Annotated in this window: 19 protein-coding genes and 1 tRNA gene; 9 read left to right on the top strand and 11 right to left on the bottom strand. The window is 69.0% G+C overall.

Going from position 1 to position 17,633, the window contains the following annotated elements:
• The 9 genes from dnaA to ACWC0C_RS23150 all read left to right on the top strand — a co-directional run.
• Window positions 1–1,139, top strand: a 1,139-nt coding sequence (gene dnaA, locus ACWC0C_RS23190; protein WP_450865559.1) for a chromosomal replication initiator protein DnaA, incomplete at its 5' end; no start/stop codon positions are given.
• Window positions 1,140–2,034: 895 nt separating this feature from the next.
• Window positions 2,035–3,165 (top strand): DNA polymerase III subunit beta, encoded by a 1,131-nt coding sequence (dnaN, locus tag ACWC0C_RS23185; protein WP_449195015.1) that lies wholly within the window; start codon window positions 2,035–2,037, stop codon window positions 3,163–3,165.
• Window positions 3,166–3,414: 249 nt separating this feature from the next.
• Window positions 3,415–4,290, top strand: a complete 876-nt coding sequence (gene gnd, locus ACWC0C_RS23180) for a phosphogluconate dehydrogenase (NAD(+)-dependent, decarboxylating) (protein WP_449195014.1) — start codon at window positions 3,415–3,417, stop codon at window positions 4,288–4,290.
• A gap of 98 nt (window positions 4,291–4,388) precedes the next feature.
• Window positions 4,389–5,510: a DNA replication/repair protein RecF gene (recF, locus tag ACWC0C_RS23175; protein WP_449195013.1), complete on the top strand. Its 1,122-nt coding sequence runs from the start codon at window positions 4,389–4,391 to the stop codon at window positions 5,508–5,510.
• Window positions 5,507–6,064, top strand: a complete 558-nt coding sequence (locus ACWC0C_RS23170; protein WP_449195012.1) for a DUF721 domain-containing protein — start codon at window positions 5,507–5,509, stop codon at window positions 6,062–6,064. The genes recF and ACWC0C_RS23170 overlap by 4 nt, the downstream gene beginning before the upstream one ends.
• A 373-nt stretch (window positions 6,065–6,437) precedes the next feature.
• Window positions 6,438–8,546, top strand: a complete 2,109-nt coding sequence (gene gyrB, locus ACWC0C_RS23165) for a DNA topoisomerase (ATP-hydrolyzing) subunit B (protein ID WP_449195011.1) — start codon at window positions 6,438–6,440, stop codon at window positions 8,544–8,546.
• 42 nt (window positions 8,547–8,588) lie between these two features.
• On the top strand, window positions 8,589–11,186 hold the full coding sequence (gene gyrA, locus ACWC0C_RS23160) for a DNA gyrase subunit A (protein ID WP_449195010.1): 2,598 nt from the start codon (window positions 8,589–8,591) through the stop codon (window positions 11,184–11,186).
• 18 nt (window positions 11,187–11,204) lie between these two features.
• The gene (locus ACWC0C_RS23155; protein ID WP_450865556.1) at window positions 11,205–11,939 is read left to right on the top strand and encodes a DUF3566 domain-containing protein; all 735 of its coding nucleotides are present in this window, start codon (window positions 11,205–11,207) and stop codon (window positions 11,937–11,939) included.
• A gap of 112 nt (window positions 11,940–12,051) precedes the next feature.
• Window positions 12,052–12,128, top strand: a tRNA-Ile gene (locus ACWC0C_RS23150).
• A 55-nt stretch (window positions 12,129–12,183) separates the two neighbouring features.
• On the opposite strand, the gene ACWC0C_RS23145 is transcribed toward ACWC0C_RS23150, so the two are convergent.
• The 11 genes from ACWC0C_RS23145 to ACWC0C_RS23095 all read right to left on the bottom strand — a co-directional run bounded on the left by ACWC0C_RS23145 (window position 12,184) and on the right by ACWC0C_RS23095 (window position 17,593).
• The gene (locus ACWC0C_RS23145) at window positions 12,184–13,341 is read right to left on the bottom strand and encodes a tyrosine-type recombinase/integrase (protein ID WP_450865554.1); all 1,158 of its coding nucleotides are present in this window, start codon (window positions 13,339–13,341) and stop codon (window positions 12,184–12,186) included.
• A complete protein-coding gene (locus ACWC0C_RS23140) occupies window positions 13,341–13,529 on the bottom strand; it encodes a helix-turn-helix domain-containing protein (RefSeq protein ID WP_450865552.1) in 189 nt (62 codons plus the stop codon). The genes ACWC0C_RS23145 and ACWC0C_RS23140 overlap by 1 nt, the downstream gene beginning before the upstream one ends.
• Window positions 13,526–14,920, bottom strand: coding sequence for a replication initiator protein RepSA (repSA, locus tag ACWC0C_RS23135; RefSeq protein ID WP_450865550.1), 1,395 nt, complete (start codon window positions 14,918–14,920; stop codon window positions 13,526–13,528). Before repSA ends, ACWC0C_RS23140 begins: the two co-directional genes overlap by 4 nt.
• 4 nt (window positions 14,921–14,924) lie before the next feature.
• On the bottom strand, window positions 14,925–15,104 hold the full coding sequence (locus tag ACWC0C_RS23130) for a hypothetical protein (RefSeq protein ID WP_450865548.1): 180 nt from the start codon (window positions 15,102–15,104) through the stop codon (window positions 14,925–14,927).
• A gap of 91 nt (window positions 15,105–15,195) precedes the next feature.
• Window positions 15,196–15,426 carry a hypothetical protein gene (locus tag ACWC0C_RS23125; RefSeq protein ID WP_450865546.1) on the bottom strand — a complete coding sequence of 77 codons (231 nt, stop codon included), beginning with the start codon at window positions 15,424–15,426 and terminating at the stop codon, window positions 15,196–15,198.
• 18 nt (window positions 15,427–15,444) lie between these two features.
• A complete protein-coding gene (locus tag ACWC0C_RS23120; protein ID WP_450865544.1) occupies window positions 15,445–15,996 on the bottom strand; it encodes a GGDEF domain-containing protein in 552 nt (183 codons plus the stop codon).
• A 5-nt stretch (window positions 15,997–16,001) separates the two neighbouring features.
• Window positions 16,002–16,307: a SpdD protein gene (locus ACWC0C_RS23115; protein ID WP_450865542.1), complete on the bottom strand. Its 306-nt coding sequence runs from the start codon at window positions 16,305–16,307 to the stop codon at window positions 16,002–16,004.
• 24 nt (window positions 16,308–16,331) lie between these two features.
• The gene (locus ACWC0C_RS23110) at window positions 16,332–16,487 is read right to left on the bottom strand and encodes a hypothetical protein (RefSeq protein WP_093696378.1); all 156 of its coding nucleotides are present in this window, start codon (window positions 16,485–16,487) and stop codon (window positions 16,332–16,334) included.
• Window positions 16,488–16,503: 16 nt separating this feature from the next.
• Window positions 16,504–16,692 carry a mobile element transfer protein gene (locus ACWC0C_RS23105; protein ID WP_352064109.1) on the bottom strand — a complete coding sequence of 63 codons (189 nt, stop codon included), beginning with the start codon at window positions 16,690–16,692 and terminating at the stop codon, window positions 16,504–16,506.
• Window positions 16,693–16,709: 17 nt separating this feature from the next.
• A complete protein-coding gene (locus ACWC0C_RS23100) occupies window positions 16,710–17,369 on the bottom strand; it encodes a DUF2637 domain-containing protein (protein WP_450865540.1) in 660 nt (219 codons plus the stop codon).
• A 5-nt stretch (window positions 17,370–17,374) separates the two neighbouring features.
• On the bottom strand, window positions 17,375–17,593 hold the full coding sequence (locus tag ACWC0C_RS23095; protein ID WP_450865539.1) for a hypothetical protein: 219 nt from the start codon (window positions 17,591–17,593) through the stop codon (window positions 17,375–17,377).
• Window positions 17,594–17,633 lie beyond the last annotated feature (40 nt).

The raw sequence follows: 17,633 nt of genomic DNA, 5'->3' as shown, positions 1-17,633 counted from the left end.
GCGGCCCGGCGCACCGCGGCGGGCCCGGCCGCCCGGACCTGCCCACGACCGGCGCCCCCGGCCCGCTGGCCGCGAAGCCCGCTCCGGCGAGCGGCCCCGGCGAGCCGACGGCACGGCTGAACCCGAAGTACCTCTTCGACACGTTCGTCATCGGCGCCTCCAACCGGTTCGCACACGCGGCCGCGGTCGCCGTCGCCGAAGCACCTGCGAAGGCGTACAACCCCCTGTTCATCTACGGGGAGTCGGGGCTCGGCAAGACGCATCTGCTGCACGCCATCGGGCACTACGCGCGCAGCCTCTACCCGGGCACGCGCGTGCGGTACGTCAGTTCGGAGGAGTTCACCAACGAGTTCATCAACTCCATCCGCGACGGCAAGGGCGACAGCTTCCGCAAGCGCTACCGCGAGATGGACATCCTGCTCGTCGACGACATCCAGTTCCTCGCGGACAAGGAGTCGACGCAGGAGGAGTTCTTCCACACCTTCAACACGCTGCACAACGCCAACAAGCAGATCGTGCTGTCCAGCGACCGGCCGCCGAAGCAGCTGGTCACGCTGGAGGACCGGCTGCGGAACCGTTTCGAGTGGGGCCTGATCACCGACGTCCAGCCGCCCGAGCTGGAGACGCGGATCGCGATCCTGCGCAAGAAGGCGGTGCAGGAGCAGCTCAACGCCCCGCCGGAGGTGCTGGAGTTCATCGCCTCCCGGATCTCGCGGAACATCCGTGAGCTGGAGGGCGCGCTGATCCGGGTGACGGCGTTCGCCTCCCTCAACCGGCAGCCGGTGGACCTGGGCCTGACGGAGATCGTCCTGAAGGACCTGATCCCCGGTGGCGAGGACACCGCGCCCGAGATCACGGCCACGGCCATCATGGCGGCCACCGCCGACTACTTCGGGCTGACGGTGGAGGACCTGTGCGGCACGTCACGCGGGCGTGCGCTGGTCACCGCGCGGCAGATCGCCATGTATCTGTGCCGGGAGCTGACCGATCTGTCGCTGCCGAAGATCGGCGCGCAGTTCGGCGGGCGCGACCACACGACCGTCATGCACGCCGATCGCAAGATCCGGGCGCTGATGGCCGAGCGGCGGTCGATCTACAACCAGGTGACCGAGCTGACGAACCGGATCAAGAACGGGTGAGGTGCGGCTGACGCCGGCCGTACGCCGACGCTGAGGGCGCCTTCGGGATACGTGTCCCGGGGGCGCCCTTTGGCATGTCCGCCCTCCACCGTGCAGGCGCCCAGTGGGTGGAGTGTTTCTCAGGCGCCGCCCGGTGTTCGATTACCTGCCTGGTTACGGCCACTCTCCACAGATTCGCTGGGTTTCTTCCGTCCACATGCTGGGGACTGTGGAGTTGTCCCGAACGGCGTCCACAGGGAGCCTGTTCATCCCGCGTTCGCCCAGTTCAGGTGCCTGTGGAATCGTGGACGAAGGATCTCCACAGGCTGTGGACGCAGCGAAGATCCACAGGGTGTGTACGAGGTTTTCCACCGGCGGCCCACAGGCGGGGGCCGGTTGTCCCCAGTGATCTCCGGCTTCTCCACATGGCTGTCCACTGTTCGGCAACGCGACGCACCTGATCACCGCCTCGAGTGAAAGGCGTCACACGAAGGTGCCGGGTTGGGGTGTGGGAAACGTGGGTAAAGCTGGGGACGCAGCTGGGGAGAACTGCCCCCAGGCTGTGGGCGAGGTGTGCAGAACTTTCCGTTCTCCACAGATGCCCCCGGTTGTCCACCGGCGCCACCCACAGGCCCCGTGGACAAAATCTCCGCTCTGAGCTGGGAAAACGTAGTTATCCACGGTATCCACAGCCCCTACTACTACTCCCGACTAGAGAGAGAGCGGGAATCGCTTTGAAGCGGGGCCTGTGCACAACTCGCCGTCTCGTGCCCGGCTGCCTCCCGGAGCGACTTGACCCCGACGGGCACCTACTGTCAGTGCGGTGCGTCAGACTGGTCCCCGGTGTCCTTCCCTTCGCAGTGGGCGGTGACACCGAGTCGGAGGACTCAGTAGCAACAGCAGGAGGCGGCTTACGGTGAAGATCCGGGTGGAACGCGACGTACTCGCGGAGGCAGTGGCGTGGGCGGCACGCAGCCTCCCGGCCCGTCCGCCGGCGCCTGTCCTCGCCGGCCTTCTCCTCAAGGCCGAGGACGGCCAGCTGAGCCTGTCGAGCTTCGACTACGAGGTCTCCGCGCGCGTGTCCGTGGAGGCCGAGGTCGAGGAGGAGGGCACCGTCCTCGTCTCCGGCCGGCTGCTCGCCGACATCTCCCGCGCTCTCCCCAACCGGCCGGTGGAGATTTCCACAGACGGTGTACGGGCGACCGTGGTCTGTGGATCCTCCCGGTTCACCCTGCACACACTGCCTGTGGAGGAGTACCCGGCGCTGCCGCAGATGCCGAACGCCACCGGCACCGTCCCCGGCGAGGTCTTCGCGGCCGCCGTCTCCCAGGTGGCCATCGCCGCCGGCCGGGACGACACGCTGCCCGTCCTCACCGGTGTGCGCATCGAGATCGAGGGCGACACGGTCACCCTGGCCTCCACCGACCGCTACCGCTTCGCGGTCCGCGAGTTCCTGTGGAAGCCGGAGAACCCGGACGCCTCCGCGGTCGCCCTGGTCCCGGCCAAGACGCTCCTGGACACCGCCAAGTCGCTCGGTGCCGGTGACACCGTGACGCTGGCGCTGTCCGGGTCGGGCGCGGGCGAGGGGCTGATCGGTTTCGAGGGCGCGGGGCGGCGTACGACCACGCGTCTGCTCGAGGGCGACCTGCCGAAGTACCGCACGCTGTTCCCGACCGAGTTCAACTCCGTCGCCGTGATCGAGACCGCGCCCTTCGTGGAGGCCGTCAAGCGTGTGGCGCTGGTGGCCGAGCGGAACACTCCGGTGCGGCTGAGCTTCGAGAAGGGCGTGCTGATCCTGGAGGCCGGGTCCAGCGACGACGCACAGGCTGTGGAAAGGGTCGACGCCGAGCTGGACGGTGATGACATCTCCATCGCCTTCAACCCGACGTTCCTGCTGGACGGTCTGAGCGCGATCGACTCTCCGGTGGCCCAGCTGTCGTTCACGACGTCCACGAAGCCGGCGCTGCTCAGCGGGAAGCCCGCGGTGGATGCCGAGGCCGACGACGCGTACAAGTACCTGATCATGCCGGTGCGGCTCAGCGGCTGAGCGTTTTCCACAGCTGTGCACAATGCCGGGTGCCCGTTGTGGGCGCCCGGCACTGTGGTGGGCCGGGGGTCGGAGCGCTTGCCGACGCGTGGCAGGGTGCGGCTGCGCCCACCCGTGCCGTCTGTGCGGGCTGCGTCGTTTCCGCAGGTGAGCGCGTATGCCCACAGCTGTGCACGAGGGGTCGCGATTAGGCTCGGCTCGGCACACGGGTGCCTCTCACGCCACACAGCGACCTAAGGAACACAACTGATGGAGCTCGGTCTCGTCGGCCTCGGCAAGATGGGCGGCAATATGCGCGAGCGGATCCGCCGCGCGGGCCACACGGTCATCGGATACGACCGCAACGCGGACCTCGCGGATGTCCACAGCCTGGAGGAGCTTGTGGGCAAGCTCAGCGGTCCGCGCGTGGTCTGGGTGATGGTCCCGGCCGGCGAGCCCACCCAGTCGACCATCGACCAGCTCGCCGAGCTGCTGGAGCCGGGCGACGTGGTCGTGGACGGCGGCAACTCCCGCTGGACCGATGACGAGAAGCACGCCGAGGAGCTGGCGGCCAAGGGCATAGGCTTCGTCGACTGCGGTGTGTCCGGCGGCGTCTGGGGCCTGGAGAACGGTTACGCCCTGATGTACGGCGGCGACGCCGAGAACGTCGCCAAGGTGCAGCCGGTCTTCGACGCGCTGAAGCCGGAGGGCGACTTCGGCTCGGTGCACGCCGGCAAGGTCGGCGCGGGCCATTTCGCGAAGATGGTCCACAACGGCATCGAGTACGCGATGATGCAGGCCTACGCCGAGGGCTGGGAGCTGCTGGAGAAGGTCGACTCCGTCACGGACGTCCGTGAGGTGTTCCGGTCCTGGCAGGAGGGCACCGTCATCCGGTCCTGGCTGCTCGACCTGGCCGTCAACGCCCTGGACGAGGACGAGCACCTGGACGGGCTGCGCGGTTATGCACAGGACTCCGGTGAGGGACGCTGGACTGTGGAGGCCGCGATCGACAACGCGGTGCCGCTGCCGGCGATCACCGCGTCGCTGTTCGCGCGGTTCGCCTCCCGCCAGGAGGACTCGCCGCAGATGAAGATGATCGCCGCGCTGCGCAACCAGTTCGGCGGTCACGCCGTAGCGAAGAAGTAATCCACAGATCCACAGATCCACAGGTCCGCGGGTTTGCGGGTCCGCAGACCAAAGCTCCACAGCTCATCAGCACTCTGGGAAAGGCCGGCGAAACGACCATGCACGTCACGCATCTTTCGCTGGCCGACTTCCGCTCGTACGCCCGGGCCGAGGTTCCGCTCGACCCGGGCGTCACCGCCTTCGTCGGCCCCAACGGGCAGGGCAAGACCAATCTGGTGGAAGCGATCGGGTACCTGGCGACGCTGGGCAGTCACCGGGTCGCCTCCGACGCCCCTCTCGTGCGCATGGGCGCCGAGCGGGCCGTCATCCGGGCGCAGGTCCGGCAGGGCGAGAGGCAGCAGCTGGTCGAGCTGGAGCTGAATCCCGGCAAGGCCAATCGCGCCCGCATCAACAGGTCCTCGCAGGTCAGGCCCAGGGACGTGCTGGGGATCGTGCGGACCGTGCTGTTCGCGCCCGAAGATCTCGCCCTCGTCAAGGGTGACCCGGGTGAACGGCGGCGGTTCCTCGACGAGTTGATCACCGCTCGGTCGCCGCGCATGGCCGGTGTGCGCTCCGACTACGAGCGCGTCCTCAAGCAGCGCAACACGCTTCTCAAGACGGCGGCCCTCGCGCGCCGGCACGGCGGGCGGTCCATGGATCTGTCCACGCTCGACGTGTGGGACCAGCATCTGGCGCGCGCGGGCGCGGAGTTGCTCGCCCAGCGGCTGGATCTGATCGCCGCGCTGCGGCCGCTGGCCGACAAGGCGTACGAGCAGCTGGCCCCCGGCGGTGGGCCGCTGGCGCTGGAGTACAAGCCGTCCGCGCCCGGTGAGGCGCACACGCGCGAAGATCTCTACGCCCAGCTGATGGCGGCCCTGGCGGAGGCGCGCAAGCAGGAGATCGAGCGCGGTGTCACCCTCGTAGGCCCTCATCGGGACGATGTGATTCTCAAACTCGGTCAGCTGCCCGCCAAGGGGTACGCCTCACACGGCGAGTCCTGGTCCTACGCCCTCGCTCTGCGGCTGGCCTCCTACGACCTGCTGCGGGCCGAGGGCAACGAGCCGGTGCTCGTCCTGGACGACGTCTTCGCGGAGCTGGACGCGCGCCGCCGGGAGCGGCTGGCCGAGCTGGTCGCGCCCGGCGAGCAGGTGCTGGTCACCGCCGCCGTGGACGACGACGTACCGCAGGTGCTGACCGGGGCGCGGTACACCGTGTCCGGCGGGACGGTGGAGCGCGTATGAGCACCGGCGAACCCACCCCCCAGAACCCGGGGGATCCGAAGCAGAGCGCGAACGAACCCTCCGGTGTCGACCTCGCGCGCGTGGCGTTGCGCGCGGCGAAGGAGCAGGCACGCGCGCGTGGGGACGCGGCGCGGCAGAAGAAGCAGGCTCGGCGCGGCGGCGGGCTGCGCTCCGGTGCGCGCGCCGACGGCCGCGACCCGATGGCGCTGGGCGCCGCGATCAACCGGCTGCTGACGGAGCGCGGCTGGGAGACCCCCGCGGCGGTGGGCGGGGTGATGGGCCGCTGGCCGCAGATCGTCGGCGAGGACCTGGCCAAGCACTGTGTGCCGCAGCGGTACGACGAGGACGAGCGGGTGCTGACCGTGAGCTGCGACTCGACGGCCTGGGCGACCCAGCTGCGCCACTTGGCGCCCGCGCTGGTGGCCCGTCTCAACGAGGATCTGGGGCACGGCACCGTGCGGATGATCAAGGTGCTCAATCCCGGCGGCCCGGCCCGCCGCTACGGCCCGCTGCGGGCTCCGGGGAGCTCCGGACCCGGCGATACGTACGGGTGACGTACCTCACGTCGAGGGAATGGGCCGTGTGGTCGTCGCGGCTCCGTGCACGGGTGTGGGGAGCCGCCGGGGCGCTCGCGGACGGCCATCTGACCCCCCAGTAGCCAAGGGTTGACGGCTCGAAGCGCTGAGTGCCGCTGTGAGCCCCTTGGAGCCCCCATCCGTATATCGGGACCCGGTCGAGGTCGGTTCAGGGCGGCACATGGGGACTCAGGTACCGGCAAACCCCCATCGATGTCAGAGCTACCGGTAGACTGGAAGACAATCCCGCCCCAATGTGGGGACCGCCCGGGAAAAGCTGAGCAACGCTGATCAAGGCTTACCACCGCAACATGCCGCAGCCGCTCCGGCAACCCGCCGACGAGCCCGGCTCGTGCTGTGCCAGAAAGGGCGCTTCGTGGCCGATTCCGGCAACCCCAACGAGAACATCCCGTCCACCGACGCCGGCGTGCACGGCGAGCCCACCGAGGCCCCCGTGAACAGCGCGGCGGCAGATTCTGGCGCAGCCTCCGCCTCCTACGACGCCAGTGCCATCACCGTGCTCGAAGGGCTGGACGCGGTCCGCAAGCGGCCCGGCATGTACATCGGTTCCACGGGCGAGCGCGGTCTGCACCACCTGGTGTACGAGGTCGTCGACAACTCCGTCGACGAGGCGCTGGCCGGGTACGCGGACACGATCGACGTCACGATCCTCGCCGACGGCGGCGTCCGGGTCGTCGACAACGGCCGTGGCATCCCGGTGGGCATCGTGCCCTCCGAGGGCAAGCCGGCCGTCGAGGTCGTGCTGACCGTGCTGCACGCGGGCGGCAAGTTCGGCGGCGGCGGTTACGCCGTCTCCGGCGGTCTGCACGGTGTGGGTGTGTCCGTCGTCAACGCACTGTCCACGAAGGTCGCCGTCGAGATCAGGACCGACGGCCACCGCTGGACGCAGGACTACAAGCTCGGTGTCCCGACGGCCCCGCTCGACCAGCACGAGGCCACGGACGAGACCGGCACCTCGGTCACCTTCTGGGCCGACCCCGACATCTTCGAGACCACCGAGTACTCCTTCGAGACGCTGTCGCGGCGTTTCCAGGAGATGGCGTTCCTCAACAAGGGTTTGACGATCAAACTCACCGACGAGCGCGAGTCGGCGAAGGCCACCAGCGGTGCGGACGAGGCGGGCGCGGACGAGAAGGCCGAGGTCAAGACCGTCTCGTACTACTACGAGGGCGGCATCGTCGACTTCGTGAAGTACCTCAACTCCCGCAAGGGAGAGGTGGTGCACCCCACCGTCATCGACCTGGACGCGGAGGACAAGGACAAGAGCCTGTCCCTCGAGGTCGCGATGCAGTGGAACAGCGGCTACAGCGAGGGCGTGTACTCGTTCGCCAACATCATCCACACCCATGAGGGCGGTACGCACGAGGAGGGCTTCCGCGCGGCCCTCACGAGCCTGATCAACAAGTACGCGCGCGACAAGAAGCTGCTGCGCGAGAAGGACGACAACCTCACGGGTGACGACATCCGTGAGGGTCTGACCGCGATCATCTCGGTCAAGCTGAGCGAGCCGCAGTTCGAGGGCCAGACGAAGACCAAGCTGGGCAACACGGAGGCCAAGACCTTCGTGCAGAAGGCGGTCTACGAGCACCTCAACGACTGGCTGGACCGCAATCCGGTCGAGGCCGCGGACATCATCCGCAAGGGCATCCAGGCGGCCACCGCGCGCGTGGCGGCCCGCAAGGCGCGCGACCTGACCCGCCGCAAGGGCCTGCTGGAGTCGGCGTCCCTGCCGGGCAAGCTCTCCGACTGCCAGTCGAACGACCCGACCAAGTGCGAGATCTTCATCGTCGAGGGTGACTCCGCCGGCGGCTCGGCCAAGTCCGGCCGGAACCCGCAGTACCAGGCGATCCTCCCGATCCGCGGCAAGATCCTGAACGTGGAGAAGGCCAGGATCGACAAGATCCTGCAGAACCAGGAGATCCAGGCGCTGATCTCGGCCTTCGGCACGGGTGTGCACGAGGACTTCGACATCGAGAAGCTCCGCTACCACAAGATCATCCTGATGGCGGACGCCGACGTCGACGGTCAGCACATCAGCACCCTGCTGCTGACCTTCCTGTTCCGTTTCATGCGGCCGCTGGTCGAGGCCGGGCACGTGTACCTGTCCCGTCCCCCGCTGTACAAGATCAAGTGGGGCCGGGACGACGTGGAGTACGCCTACTCCGACCGCGAGCGCGACGCACTGATCGAGATGGGCCGGCAGCGCGGCAAGCGCGTCCGCGAGGACTCGATCCAGCGCTTCAAGGGCCTTGGCGAGATGAACGCCGAGGAACTGCGCGTGACCACGATGGACCAGGAGCACCGGGTCCTCGGCCAGGTCACCCTGGACGACGCCGCCCAGGCCGACGACCTGTTCTCCGTCCTCATGGGCGAGGACGTCGAGGCGCGCCGCCAGTTCATCCAGCGCAACGCCAAGGACGTCCGCTTCCTCGACATCTGAGTCGGTCTCAGCTGACCGCACCAGGAAGGATCTTGACCAGCAATGGCCGACGAGAACACTCCGGAAACCCCTGAGACCCAGGGCGGCGAGCTCGTGATGCGCGTCGAGCCCGTCGGGCTCGAGACGGAGATGCAGCGCTCGTACCTGGACTACGCGATGTCCGTCATCGTGTCCCGTGCGCTGCCCGACGTCCGGGACGGCCTCAAGCCCGTCCACCGGCGCGTGCTGTACGCGATGTACGACGGCGGCTACCGCCCCGACCGCGGCTTCTACAAGTGCGCCCGTGTCGTCGGTGACGTCATGGGTAACTACCACCCGCACGGCGACAGTTCGATCTACGACGCCCTGGTGCGCCTCGCCCAGCCGTGGTCGATGCGGATGCCGCTGGTGGACTCCAACGGCAACTTCGGCTCCCCGGGCAACGACCCGGCGGCCGCCATGCGGTACACCGAGTGCAAGATGGCGCCGCTGTCGATGGAGATGGTCCGCGACATCGACGAGGAGACCGTCGACTTCACGGACAACTACGACGGCCGCTCCCAGGAGCCGACCGTTCTGCCGGCCCGCTTCCCGAACCTGCTGATCAACGGCTCGGCGGGAATCGCGGTCGGCATGGCGACCAACATCCCGCCGCACAACCTGCGCGAGGTCGCGGCCGGTGCCCAGTGGTACCTGGAGAACCCCGAGGTATCGCACGAGGAGCTGCTGGACGCGCTCATGGAGCGCATCAAGGGCCCGGACTTCCCGACCGGCGCCCTGGTGGTGGGCCGCAAGGGCATCGAGGAGGCGTACCGCACCGGGCGCGGCTCCATCACGATGCGCGCGGTGGTCGAGGTCGAGGAGATCCAGGGCCGGCAGTGCCTGGTGGTGACCGAGCTGCCGTACCAGGTCAACCCGGACAACCTTGCGCAGAAGATCGCCGACCTGGTCAAGGACGGCAAGATCGGCGGCATCGCCGACGTCCGCGACGAGACCAGCTCCCGTACGGGCCAGCGGCTCGTGATCGTCCTGAAGCGGGACGCGGTCGCCAAGGTCGTGCTGAACAACCTGTACAAGCACACCGACCTGCAGACGAACTTCGGCGCGAACATGCTGGCGCTGGTCGACGGCGTGCCGCGCACCCTCTCGCTGGACGCGTTCATCCGCCACTGGGTGACGCACCAGATCGAGGTCATCGTCCGCCGGACCCGCTTCCGCCTGCGCAAGGCCGAGGAGCGCGCGCACATCCTGCGCGGTCTGCTGAAGGCGCTGGACGCGATCGACGAGGTCATCGCGCTGATCCGGCGCAGCGAGACCGTCGAGATCGCGCGCAACGGCCTGATGGACCTGCTGGAGATCGACGAGATCCAGGCCAACGCGATCCTCGAGATGCAGCTGCGGCGCCTGGCGGCCCTGGAGCGGCAGAAGATCGTCCAGGAGCACGACGAACTCCAGGCGAAGATCAACGAGTACAACGAGATCCTCGCCTCCCCGGTCCGCCAGCGCGGGATCGTCAGCGAGGAACTGACCGCGATCGTCGAGAAGTACGGCGACGACCGCCAGACCAAGCTGATCCCGTACGAGGGCGACATGTCCATCGAGGACCTGATCGCCGAGGAGGACATCGTCGTCACGGTCACCCGCGGCGGCTATGTCAAGCGGACCAAGACGGACGACTACCGGGCGCAGAGGCGCGGCGGCAAGGGCGTGCGCGGCACGAAGCTGAAGGAAGACGACATCGTCGACCACTTCTTCGTCTCCACGACCCACCACTGGCTGCTGTTCTTCACCAACAAGGGCCGGGTGTACCGGGCGAAGGCGTACGAGCTGCCCGAGGCCGGCCGGGACGCGCGCGGCCAGCACGTGGCGAACCTGCTCGCCTTCCAGCCGGACGAGGCGATCGCCGAGATCCTCGCGATCCGGGACTACGAGGCGGCGCCGTACCTGGTGCTGGCCACCAAGTCCGGTCTGGTCAAGAAGACGCCTCTGAAGGATTACGATTCGCCCCGCTCCGGCGGTGTCATCGCGATCAACCTGCGCGAACGCGAGGACGGTTCGGACGACGAGCTGATCGGTGCGGAGCTGGTCTCGGCCGACGACGATCTGCTTCTGATCAGCAAGAAGGCACAGTCGATCCGGTTCACCGCCTCCGACGACACCCTGCGCCCGATGGGCCGCGCCACCTCCGGTGTGAAGGGCATGAGTTTCCGCGAGGGCGATGAACTTCTGTCGATGAATGTTGTTCGACCCGGTACGTTCGTGTTCACTGCCACCGACGGCGGGTACGCGAAGCGGACCGCCGTCGACGAGTACCGCGTCCAGGGCCGCGGTGGCCTCGGTATCAAGGCCGCCAAGATCGTGGAGGACCGCGGTTCGCTCGTCGGGGCGCTGGTCGTCGAGGAGACTGACGAGATCCTCGCGATCACCCTCTCCGGCGGTGTGATTCGTACGCGAGTCAACGAGGTCAGGGAGACGGGCCGTGACACCATGGGCGTCCAACTGATCAACCTGGGCAAGCGCGATGCCGTGGTCGGTATCGCACGTAACGCCGAGGCCGGGCGTGAGGCGGAGGAGGTCGACGGCGTGGACGCCGTCGACGAGACCGCCGAAGGTGCCGCGACCACCGGCACGGACGAGGGTGAGGCACCCTCGGCCGAGTAGCACGAGGAGTGAGTCATCGTGAGCGGAGCCACGGGCGCCGGATCGGCCGGTACCCCCACGGGTACGGAGACGGACGGCGGCGGCCGTGGCTCCGCCGCGCACGGGACGGGTGCGGGGAGCGCGAGTGACCCGCACACGACCAACCTGAAGCCGGTGAAGGTGTCCGGGAACGGCTCCTCCGCCACATCTGGATCCCAGGGGGGAACCGTGACGGACACCCGAGGCCCGGCCGCGGCCGGCGAGGCGCAGTCGTCGTCTCCGCTCCCCGGGGAGCGGAGCCCGGAGCAGCCCGCCGGGCCGTATCACCCGCCGCAGGCCTATCCGGCGCAGGCCCCGGCCGGCGCCGTACGACGGCCGCGTACCGGCGCCCGGACCGCGCCGCGCACCCGTAAGGCGCGGCTGCGGGTGGCCAAGGCCGATCCGTGGTCGGTGATGAAGGTCAGCTTCCTGCTCTCCATCGCGCTCGGCATCTGCACGATCGTCGCCTCGGCGGTGCTGTGGATGGTCATGGACGCGATGGGCGTGTTCTCGACGGTGGGCGGCACGATCTCGGAGGCGACCGGCTCGAACGAGGCGAACGGCTTCGATCTCCAGGCGTTTCTGTCGCTCCCCCACGTCCTGACGTTCACGACGATCATCGCGGTCATCGATGTGGTCCTGGCCACGGCGCTCGCGACGCTCGGCGCGTTCATCTACAACCTCTCCGCCGGCTTCGTCGGCGGCATCGAGCTGACGTTGGCGGAGGACGAGTGATCCGCCCTCCGGTGCGTCCCTGATGGTCCCCCGACAACCGATTTTGGGACTGACGTGGTCGTGCGCTAATCTTCAGGAGTCAGCGCGCGGGACACACACCGCAGAGCGCGGCGGGGCTATAGCTCAGTTGGTTAGAGCGCATCCCTGATAAGGATGAGGCCACAGGTTCAAATCCTGTTAGCCCCACCAGCACAAAGACCCCCAGTCGATACCGGCTGGGGGTCTTTGACATCGGTAGCTGACATCAGCCGATGAGCGGATCTTCCAGAAGCTCGGCGAGCAGGCCGACCGCTTCCCGCTCACTCTCGCCCACCACATGCGTGTAGACGTCCATAGTCATGCTGATCTGACTGTGGCGGAGGATCGCCTGGGCGACCTTGGGATGGACCTTCAGGAAGGCGAGCAGGGTGCCGCAGGTGTGCCGGGCAAGGCGGACTGTGATCCGCCGGACGCCGGAGCGCTTCACGAGCCGATCGAAAGTGCGGGAGAAGCCCACCGGGTCGATCAGGCCGCCGTGCTCGGCGGAGAAGACGAGGTCCTGGTCTGTCTCCTGGGACCAGTGCTCACCGGCGATCTTCCGTTCCAGCTCTTGGAGCTCCCGACGTTCCTCGAGGACGCGAGCGCAGAACCCCGGCAGGGGGAGCACGGCCTGCGAGGACTCCGTCTTGAGGTCCTTGAGGACCAGGCCCACGCTCTTAACCCGCTGCACCTGCTTGACCGGGGTGAAGTGGCCGGCCTCAAAGTCGATGTCCTGCCAGCGCAGGCCAAGCACCTCGCTGCGGCGGAGGCCCAGGACCAGCACGAGGACGCAGGCCGCGTAGAGGCGGTGCGCGCGAACTGAGCGAAGGAATGCGATCGCCTCACGTGCGTTCCACGCCGTGCCCTTGTCCTTGGTCACCTTGGGCATGTCGACCAGGAGGGCGACGTTGCGCGTCACCAGCTCCTCGCGCATGGCCCGGTTGAGCGCGTTCCGGAGGACACGCAGGACCTCGAAGCGGGCGGAGGCACCGACCTTCTCCCGCGCCAGCGTGGCCATGAAGGCGCGGATCTGCGCCGGGGTGAGCTTGACCAGCGGCTTCTTTCCAAGGTGAGGCACCAGGTAGAGCCTCACCTTCGACTCGTACTTGGCGTACGTGTTGTGCTCGCGCTCCGGAGCCACGATGTGCTCCAGCCAGTAGGCCAGCCACTCGCCGACCGTCCAGGACCGGGACGGCACCGGGATGCCGTTGCGCTCCTGGTCCTGGAGTTTGCCAAGCTTCTCGTTGGCTTCGTCCCACGTCCGGCCGTACACGTACTTGCGCACCCTGTTGCCGTCCGTGTCCGTCACGTACGCGGCACCTTGGTAGCGACCATCGGACCGCTTGGTGATCGTGCCGCCGCCATTCGGTCGACGCTTCGCCATCAGGCAGCCTCTCCGATCTGAGCAGTGATGAAGTCGTGCACCGCCTTATCCGGGATGCGCCGGCACCCGTCGACCTTGATGGACGTAAGGCGGCGCGTACGGATCAGGTCGTAGACCTTGGTCCGGCCCACCTTCAGCAGCGCCATGACCTCAGGCACGGTCAGCAGGACAGGGGTGGCAGTGGTCATGCGTCGGCTCCTTCCTGGTCGTACGAGGCGTGTAGCTCTTCGCGGGCGATCTCGCGGTTGTGCTGGATGTCGCGGCGGATGTTGGCGGCGAGCCAGGATTCGCCGGGGGTGTGGCCGTGGCCGGCGTAGGCCCAGTGGGCGAGGGTGAGCGTGGTGGCCTCGGTCTCGTCGTCCGGGTCGGGTAGGCCGAGGGCGGCGCGTTGTTGGGCGGCGCGGTAGTCGGCGCGGACCTGGCGGAGGGCGCCGAGGGTGGTGGAGTAGCGGCGAGACTTGGTGGAGAAGTGGCCGCGGAAGCCGAGCATGTGAGCCCAGTCGCGGAGCTTGCGGTCGGGGTAGAGCGGGTGCAGGTCGAGGCATGCGGCGATGAGCCGGGCCGGGTGCTCGGGCACCTCGAGGAGGGCCAGGGCCTCTTTGTTGCCGATGCGGCGGTCAACGGTGCCAGTGGTCTCGGCGGCCTTGGTGGCGTACTTGGCGACGTAGGAGGCGACGGCCGCTTCAGTGATCTCCTCACCGCTGCCGAAGGCGCCGATGGGCTGTACGTCGAGCTGGGTGCCCCAGCGGAGCGTGCGGGCGGGTTGGTGTCCCGCGGGCGGTACGTCGACGGCGACGCGGGCGGCAGCAGCCCGGATGGCGTCGGTGAGCAGGTCGAGGGTGGCCCAGGGCGGGGGTGTGCTGTCGGGTCCGTCGGGGCCGTCGAAGCGGATGACGGCGTGGAAGTGGACGGCGCCGCGTTTCTGGTATTCGGCGACCTTGCCGAAGGAGACGCGGGATTGTTCGTGGGCGGCTTTCTGGGTGAGGCCGGCGCGGCGGGCGATTTCGCGGCGCAGGTAGATCGTGAAGTACCGCCACAGCTCGGAGGCGTGGTTGTTCCACAGCACGGCCCCCGCGTAGTCGTAGCTGTCCGGGTCGAGCGGGGTGCCCAGCTCCGGGGCGTCCTCGATGTGGCGGGTGCCGCAGCGGCACGGCCGGTTGCCGGGCCGGTTGTGGACCGGGCCGAACGAGGGCGCGGTGAGGGTGGCGAAGACGCGGGGATGGTCGCGGATCGTCTCAGGCGTGCCCTTGGCGGGGTCGCCGATGAGGCCGGCGCGGATGAGGTGGTAGGTGTCGCCCGCGTAGGTCCAGGCGCACGACGGGCAGCGGGAGGCCCGCCGGTTGCCGCAGGCGATGCGGAGCCGTCCGCTGGGTTCGGTGTCGGTGGAGTAGTGGTGGAGGACGTGCCGGGTCTGCTTGTCGCGGACGACGACGGAGCCTTGCAGGTGGATGGGGTCGGCGCAGCCGCCGGTGCGGCGGATCTGTTCTTGGATGCGGTCGAAGCCGGTAGACCCGGCCAGCCTCAGCACGTCGGCGAGGGTGGCCGGGTCCAGGCCCGCCATGGTGGCGGTGTCGGTCAACAGGTCACCTCCCAGCGCGGACGAGCTGGGCGGCGGGGAACTGGCGGCCAGTTCCCTTGCAGGCCCGGCAGTCGACGGGCAGTGTCGTGCGGGTGCCGTTGGTGTTGCGGGTGCCGGTGGTGATGGCGGCGGTGGCGAAGCCGTCGCAGTCGCGGCAGATCGGTGCGCGGGTGTGCTGGGGCATGATGGGGCTTCCCTTTCGGGTCCTATGGGTCTGGAAGTGGTTGCAGGCGCCGGGGCGGCGGTCTTTGGCGAGAGAGCCGCCCCGGGGCCGTTCAGCGGCGGTTGCGACCGCGGGGAATGGGCGGGATGGAGTCGTAGGTCTCCTGGCCGGCGCGGAAGTCGCTGAGGTCGGTGACGTCCTTGTCGTTGCCGACCTGCCGCATGATCCGGTTCATGGCCCGGGTGTCGCGGTGGCGGCGGGCGATGGCGTACTCGCGGCCGAGTTCGACCATTTCCTCGTTGCGGGCGGGCTCGGGGTCCTTCTTGCGGTTGAACAGGCCCATCAGGGGCTCCTTTCGGATTCAGCGGGTGGTGTTGCGGCGGCCGTGGCCCTTGGCCGCGTACATCGCGGCGTCGGCCTTGGAGAGGGCGTCGGTGAGAGTGGGGACCGGCAGGTGCGCGCGGTGGGCGTGGCCGACGGAGGCCGACACCGGCAGCACGGAGCCGTTGTGGCTCACGGGCTCGTCGAGGGTGATGCGCAGGGCGAAGAGGCCGGGGGTGCGTGCGGGGTCGGTGACGATGGCGGCGAACTCGTCTCCGCCGAGGCGGGCGGCGATGCCGTGGTGGCCGCACCAACTGGTGAGGCGGCGGGCGGTCGCGGTGAGGACCGCGTCTCCGGCGGCGTGGCCGTGGGTGTCGTTGATCGCTTTGAAGTCGTCCAGGTCGACCAGGAGCACCGCGGCGTGGGGGTGTTTGGCGAGCAGGCGTTCGGCGCGGGCGGTGAATCCGGCGCGGGTGTGCAGGCCGGTCAGCGGGTCGCGGCGGGCGGTGGCCAGGCGGTGCCAGAGGAGGCCGCCGTGGACGGCCCAGCCCATAGCCGGTAACCCGGCAGCTAAGACATCGTGGGTGTCCATGCCGGTCACCGGCCCTTGCGCATGTCGTTCAACATGCCGCGCAGCACCACGGCGACCACGGCCACGGAGACGCCGGTGATGGCGACCGCCAGGAGCAGCGAGACCAGGACCGCGCCGACGACCAGGACCACGGCACCACCACCGGCGGCGAGGGCGAGCGCGCTGCCGGGGGTGAGCTGAACGGTCGGCCGCGTCGAGGCGGGGGCAACCGGGGGCGGCGTAGGGGCCGCGGGCGTCACAGCCTTGGTCGCGGGGGCGACGGGGGCCGGGGGCGGGGCGGTGTCCTGGGGCGGGTACTTCGGCGTGAGCACGATGGTTCTCCTTTCGAGCTGGGCTTAGTTGAGGAGGGATCCGACGGCGGGGCCGAGGAGGCTGTGGGCGAGGAGGTAGCCGCCGAGGAGGAGCAGGGCCACGAGCCACCAGGGCGGGCGGATGAGCTTGATGCCGAGGTAGCCGAGGGCGATGACGGCGAGCCAGAGCGGAACGTCCATGACGTGGGTCGCCTTTCTAGGCCTTGCAGCGGTGGGTGCGGGCGGCGAGTTCGGCGCCGGCGCGGGTGGAGTAGTCGGCGTCGAAGCCGCAGCCGGGGGCGGTGCAGGCGGCGGTGTGCGTCTCGCGGCCCCGGCCGTCGTAGGAGCTGGCGACCTGCACCGGGCCGATGCGGATCACGTCGCGGAAGCGGCGGTGAGCAGGCACGAAGACCTCCCTGCGAGTCAGGTGAGCTGGAGTTGGGTGGTGATGGCGCGGGTGGTCTCGGCGGGTAGTCCGAGGCGGGCCGCGAGTGTGTCGGCGGGCATCGGGGAGCCGGTGGAGGCGTGGTGGGCGTCGGCAAGCCTGCGCGCGTGATCCAGCAGCGCGGCCGGGACCACCGGAGCAGCGACCGCGGGCTTCACCGGCGCTGGCTTCGGGTTTGGTGCGGGAGCGAGCTCGGGTGCCGGCGCCGGTTCGTCGGTGCGGTGAAGGTCGACGTCGGGTGTGGCCGGTTCCTCGGTCAGGGGTTCCACCGGCGTTGCCTTGGGTGAGTGGACGAGGAGGGTGCCGCCGAGGAAGGCCAGGGCGGGCCATCCGGCCACGAGGATCCGCAGCCAGGCAGGCACCTGGTGGAGGTCGAGGAGCCCGGCGGTGGCGATGTTCGCGCCGAGTGAGGCGCCCAGGGCGATGACGAACCAGGTCCATGCCGAGCGGTCCCGCCGGGCGGTCCGCAACCGGCGCCAGGCAGCGACGAGAAGCAGGTCGACCGAGACCGGGTAGGCCCAGGCCTTCCAGCCCGACTGCCCGGAGGCTTCCGCCAGATCATGGAGGTGAGCGAAGGACAACGCACCCGCGATCACAGCCTGAATGAGAACAGGGTCCGGGCGGATGGTGGCAGCCATCGCGGTCAGCCCTCCAGCCGGGGGTAGCTGTGTCCGGGGGGCGGGTAGGCGCCGGCGTCGCTGAGGGCGAACTCCGCGCCCAAGGCCCCGGCCATCACGGCCGTGAAGGCGTCCCGCCCGGTGTGGCGGGCCATGTGGTGGACGAAAGACTCGTAGAGGAAGCCGAGCCGGTTGCTGTCGTCGCGTTCGGCGGGGGTGTACTCGCTCCAGGGCTTGCGGTTCATCGGGTTCTCCCGGTTTTCGGCAAGGCTGTGCCAAGGACCA

The sequence above is a fragment of the Streptomyces sp. NPDC001709 genome (assembly GCF_053596375.1).
Note: the sequence above shows the minus strand (reverse complement) of the source record. Positions and strands in the feature narration are given on the sequence as shown.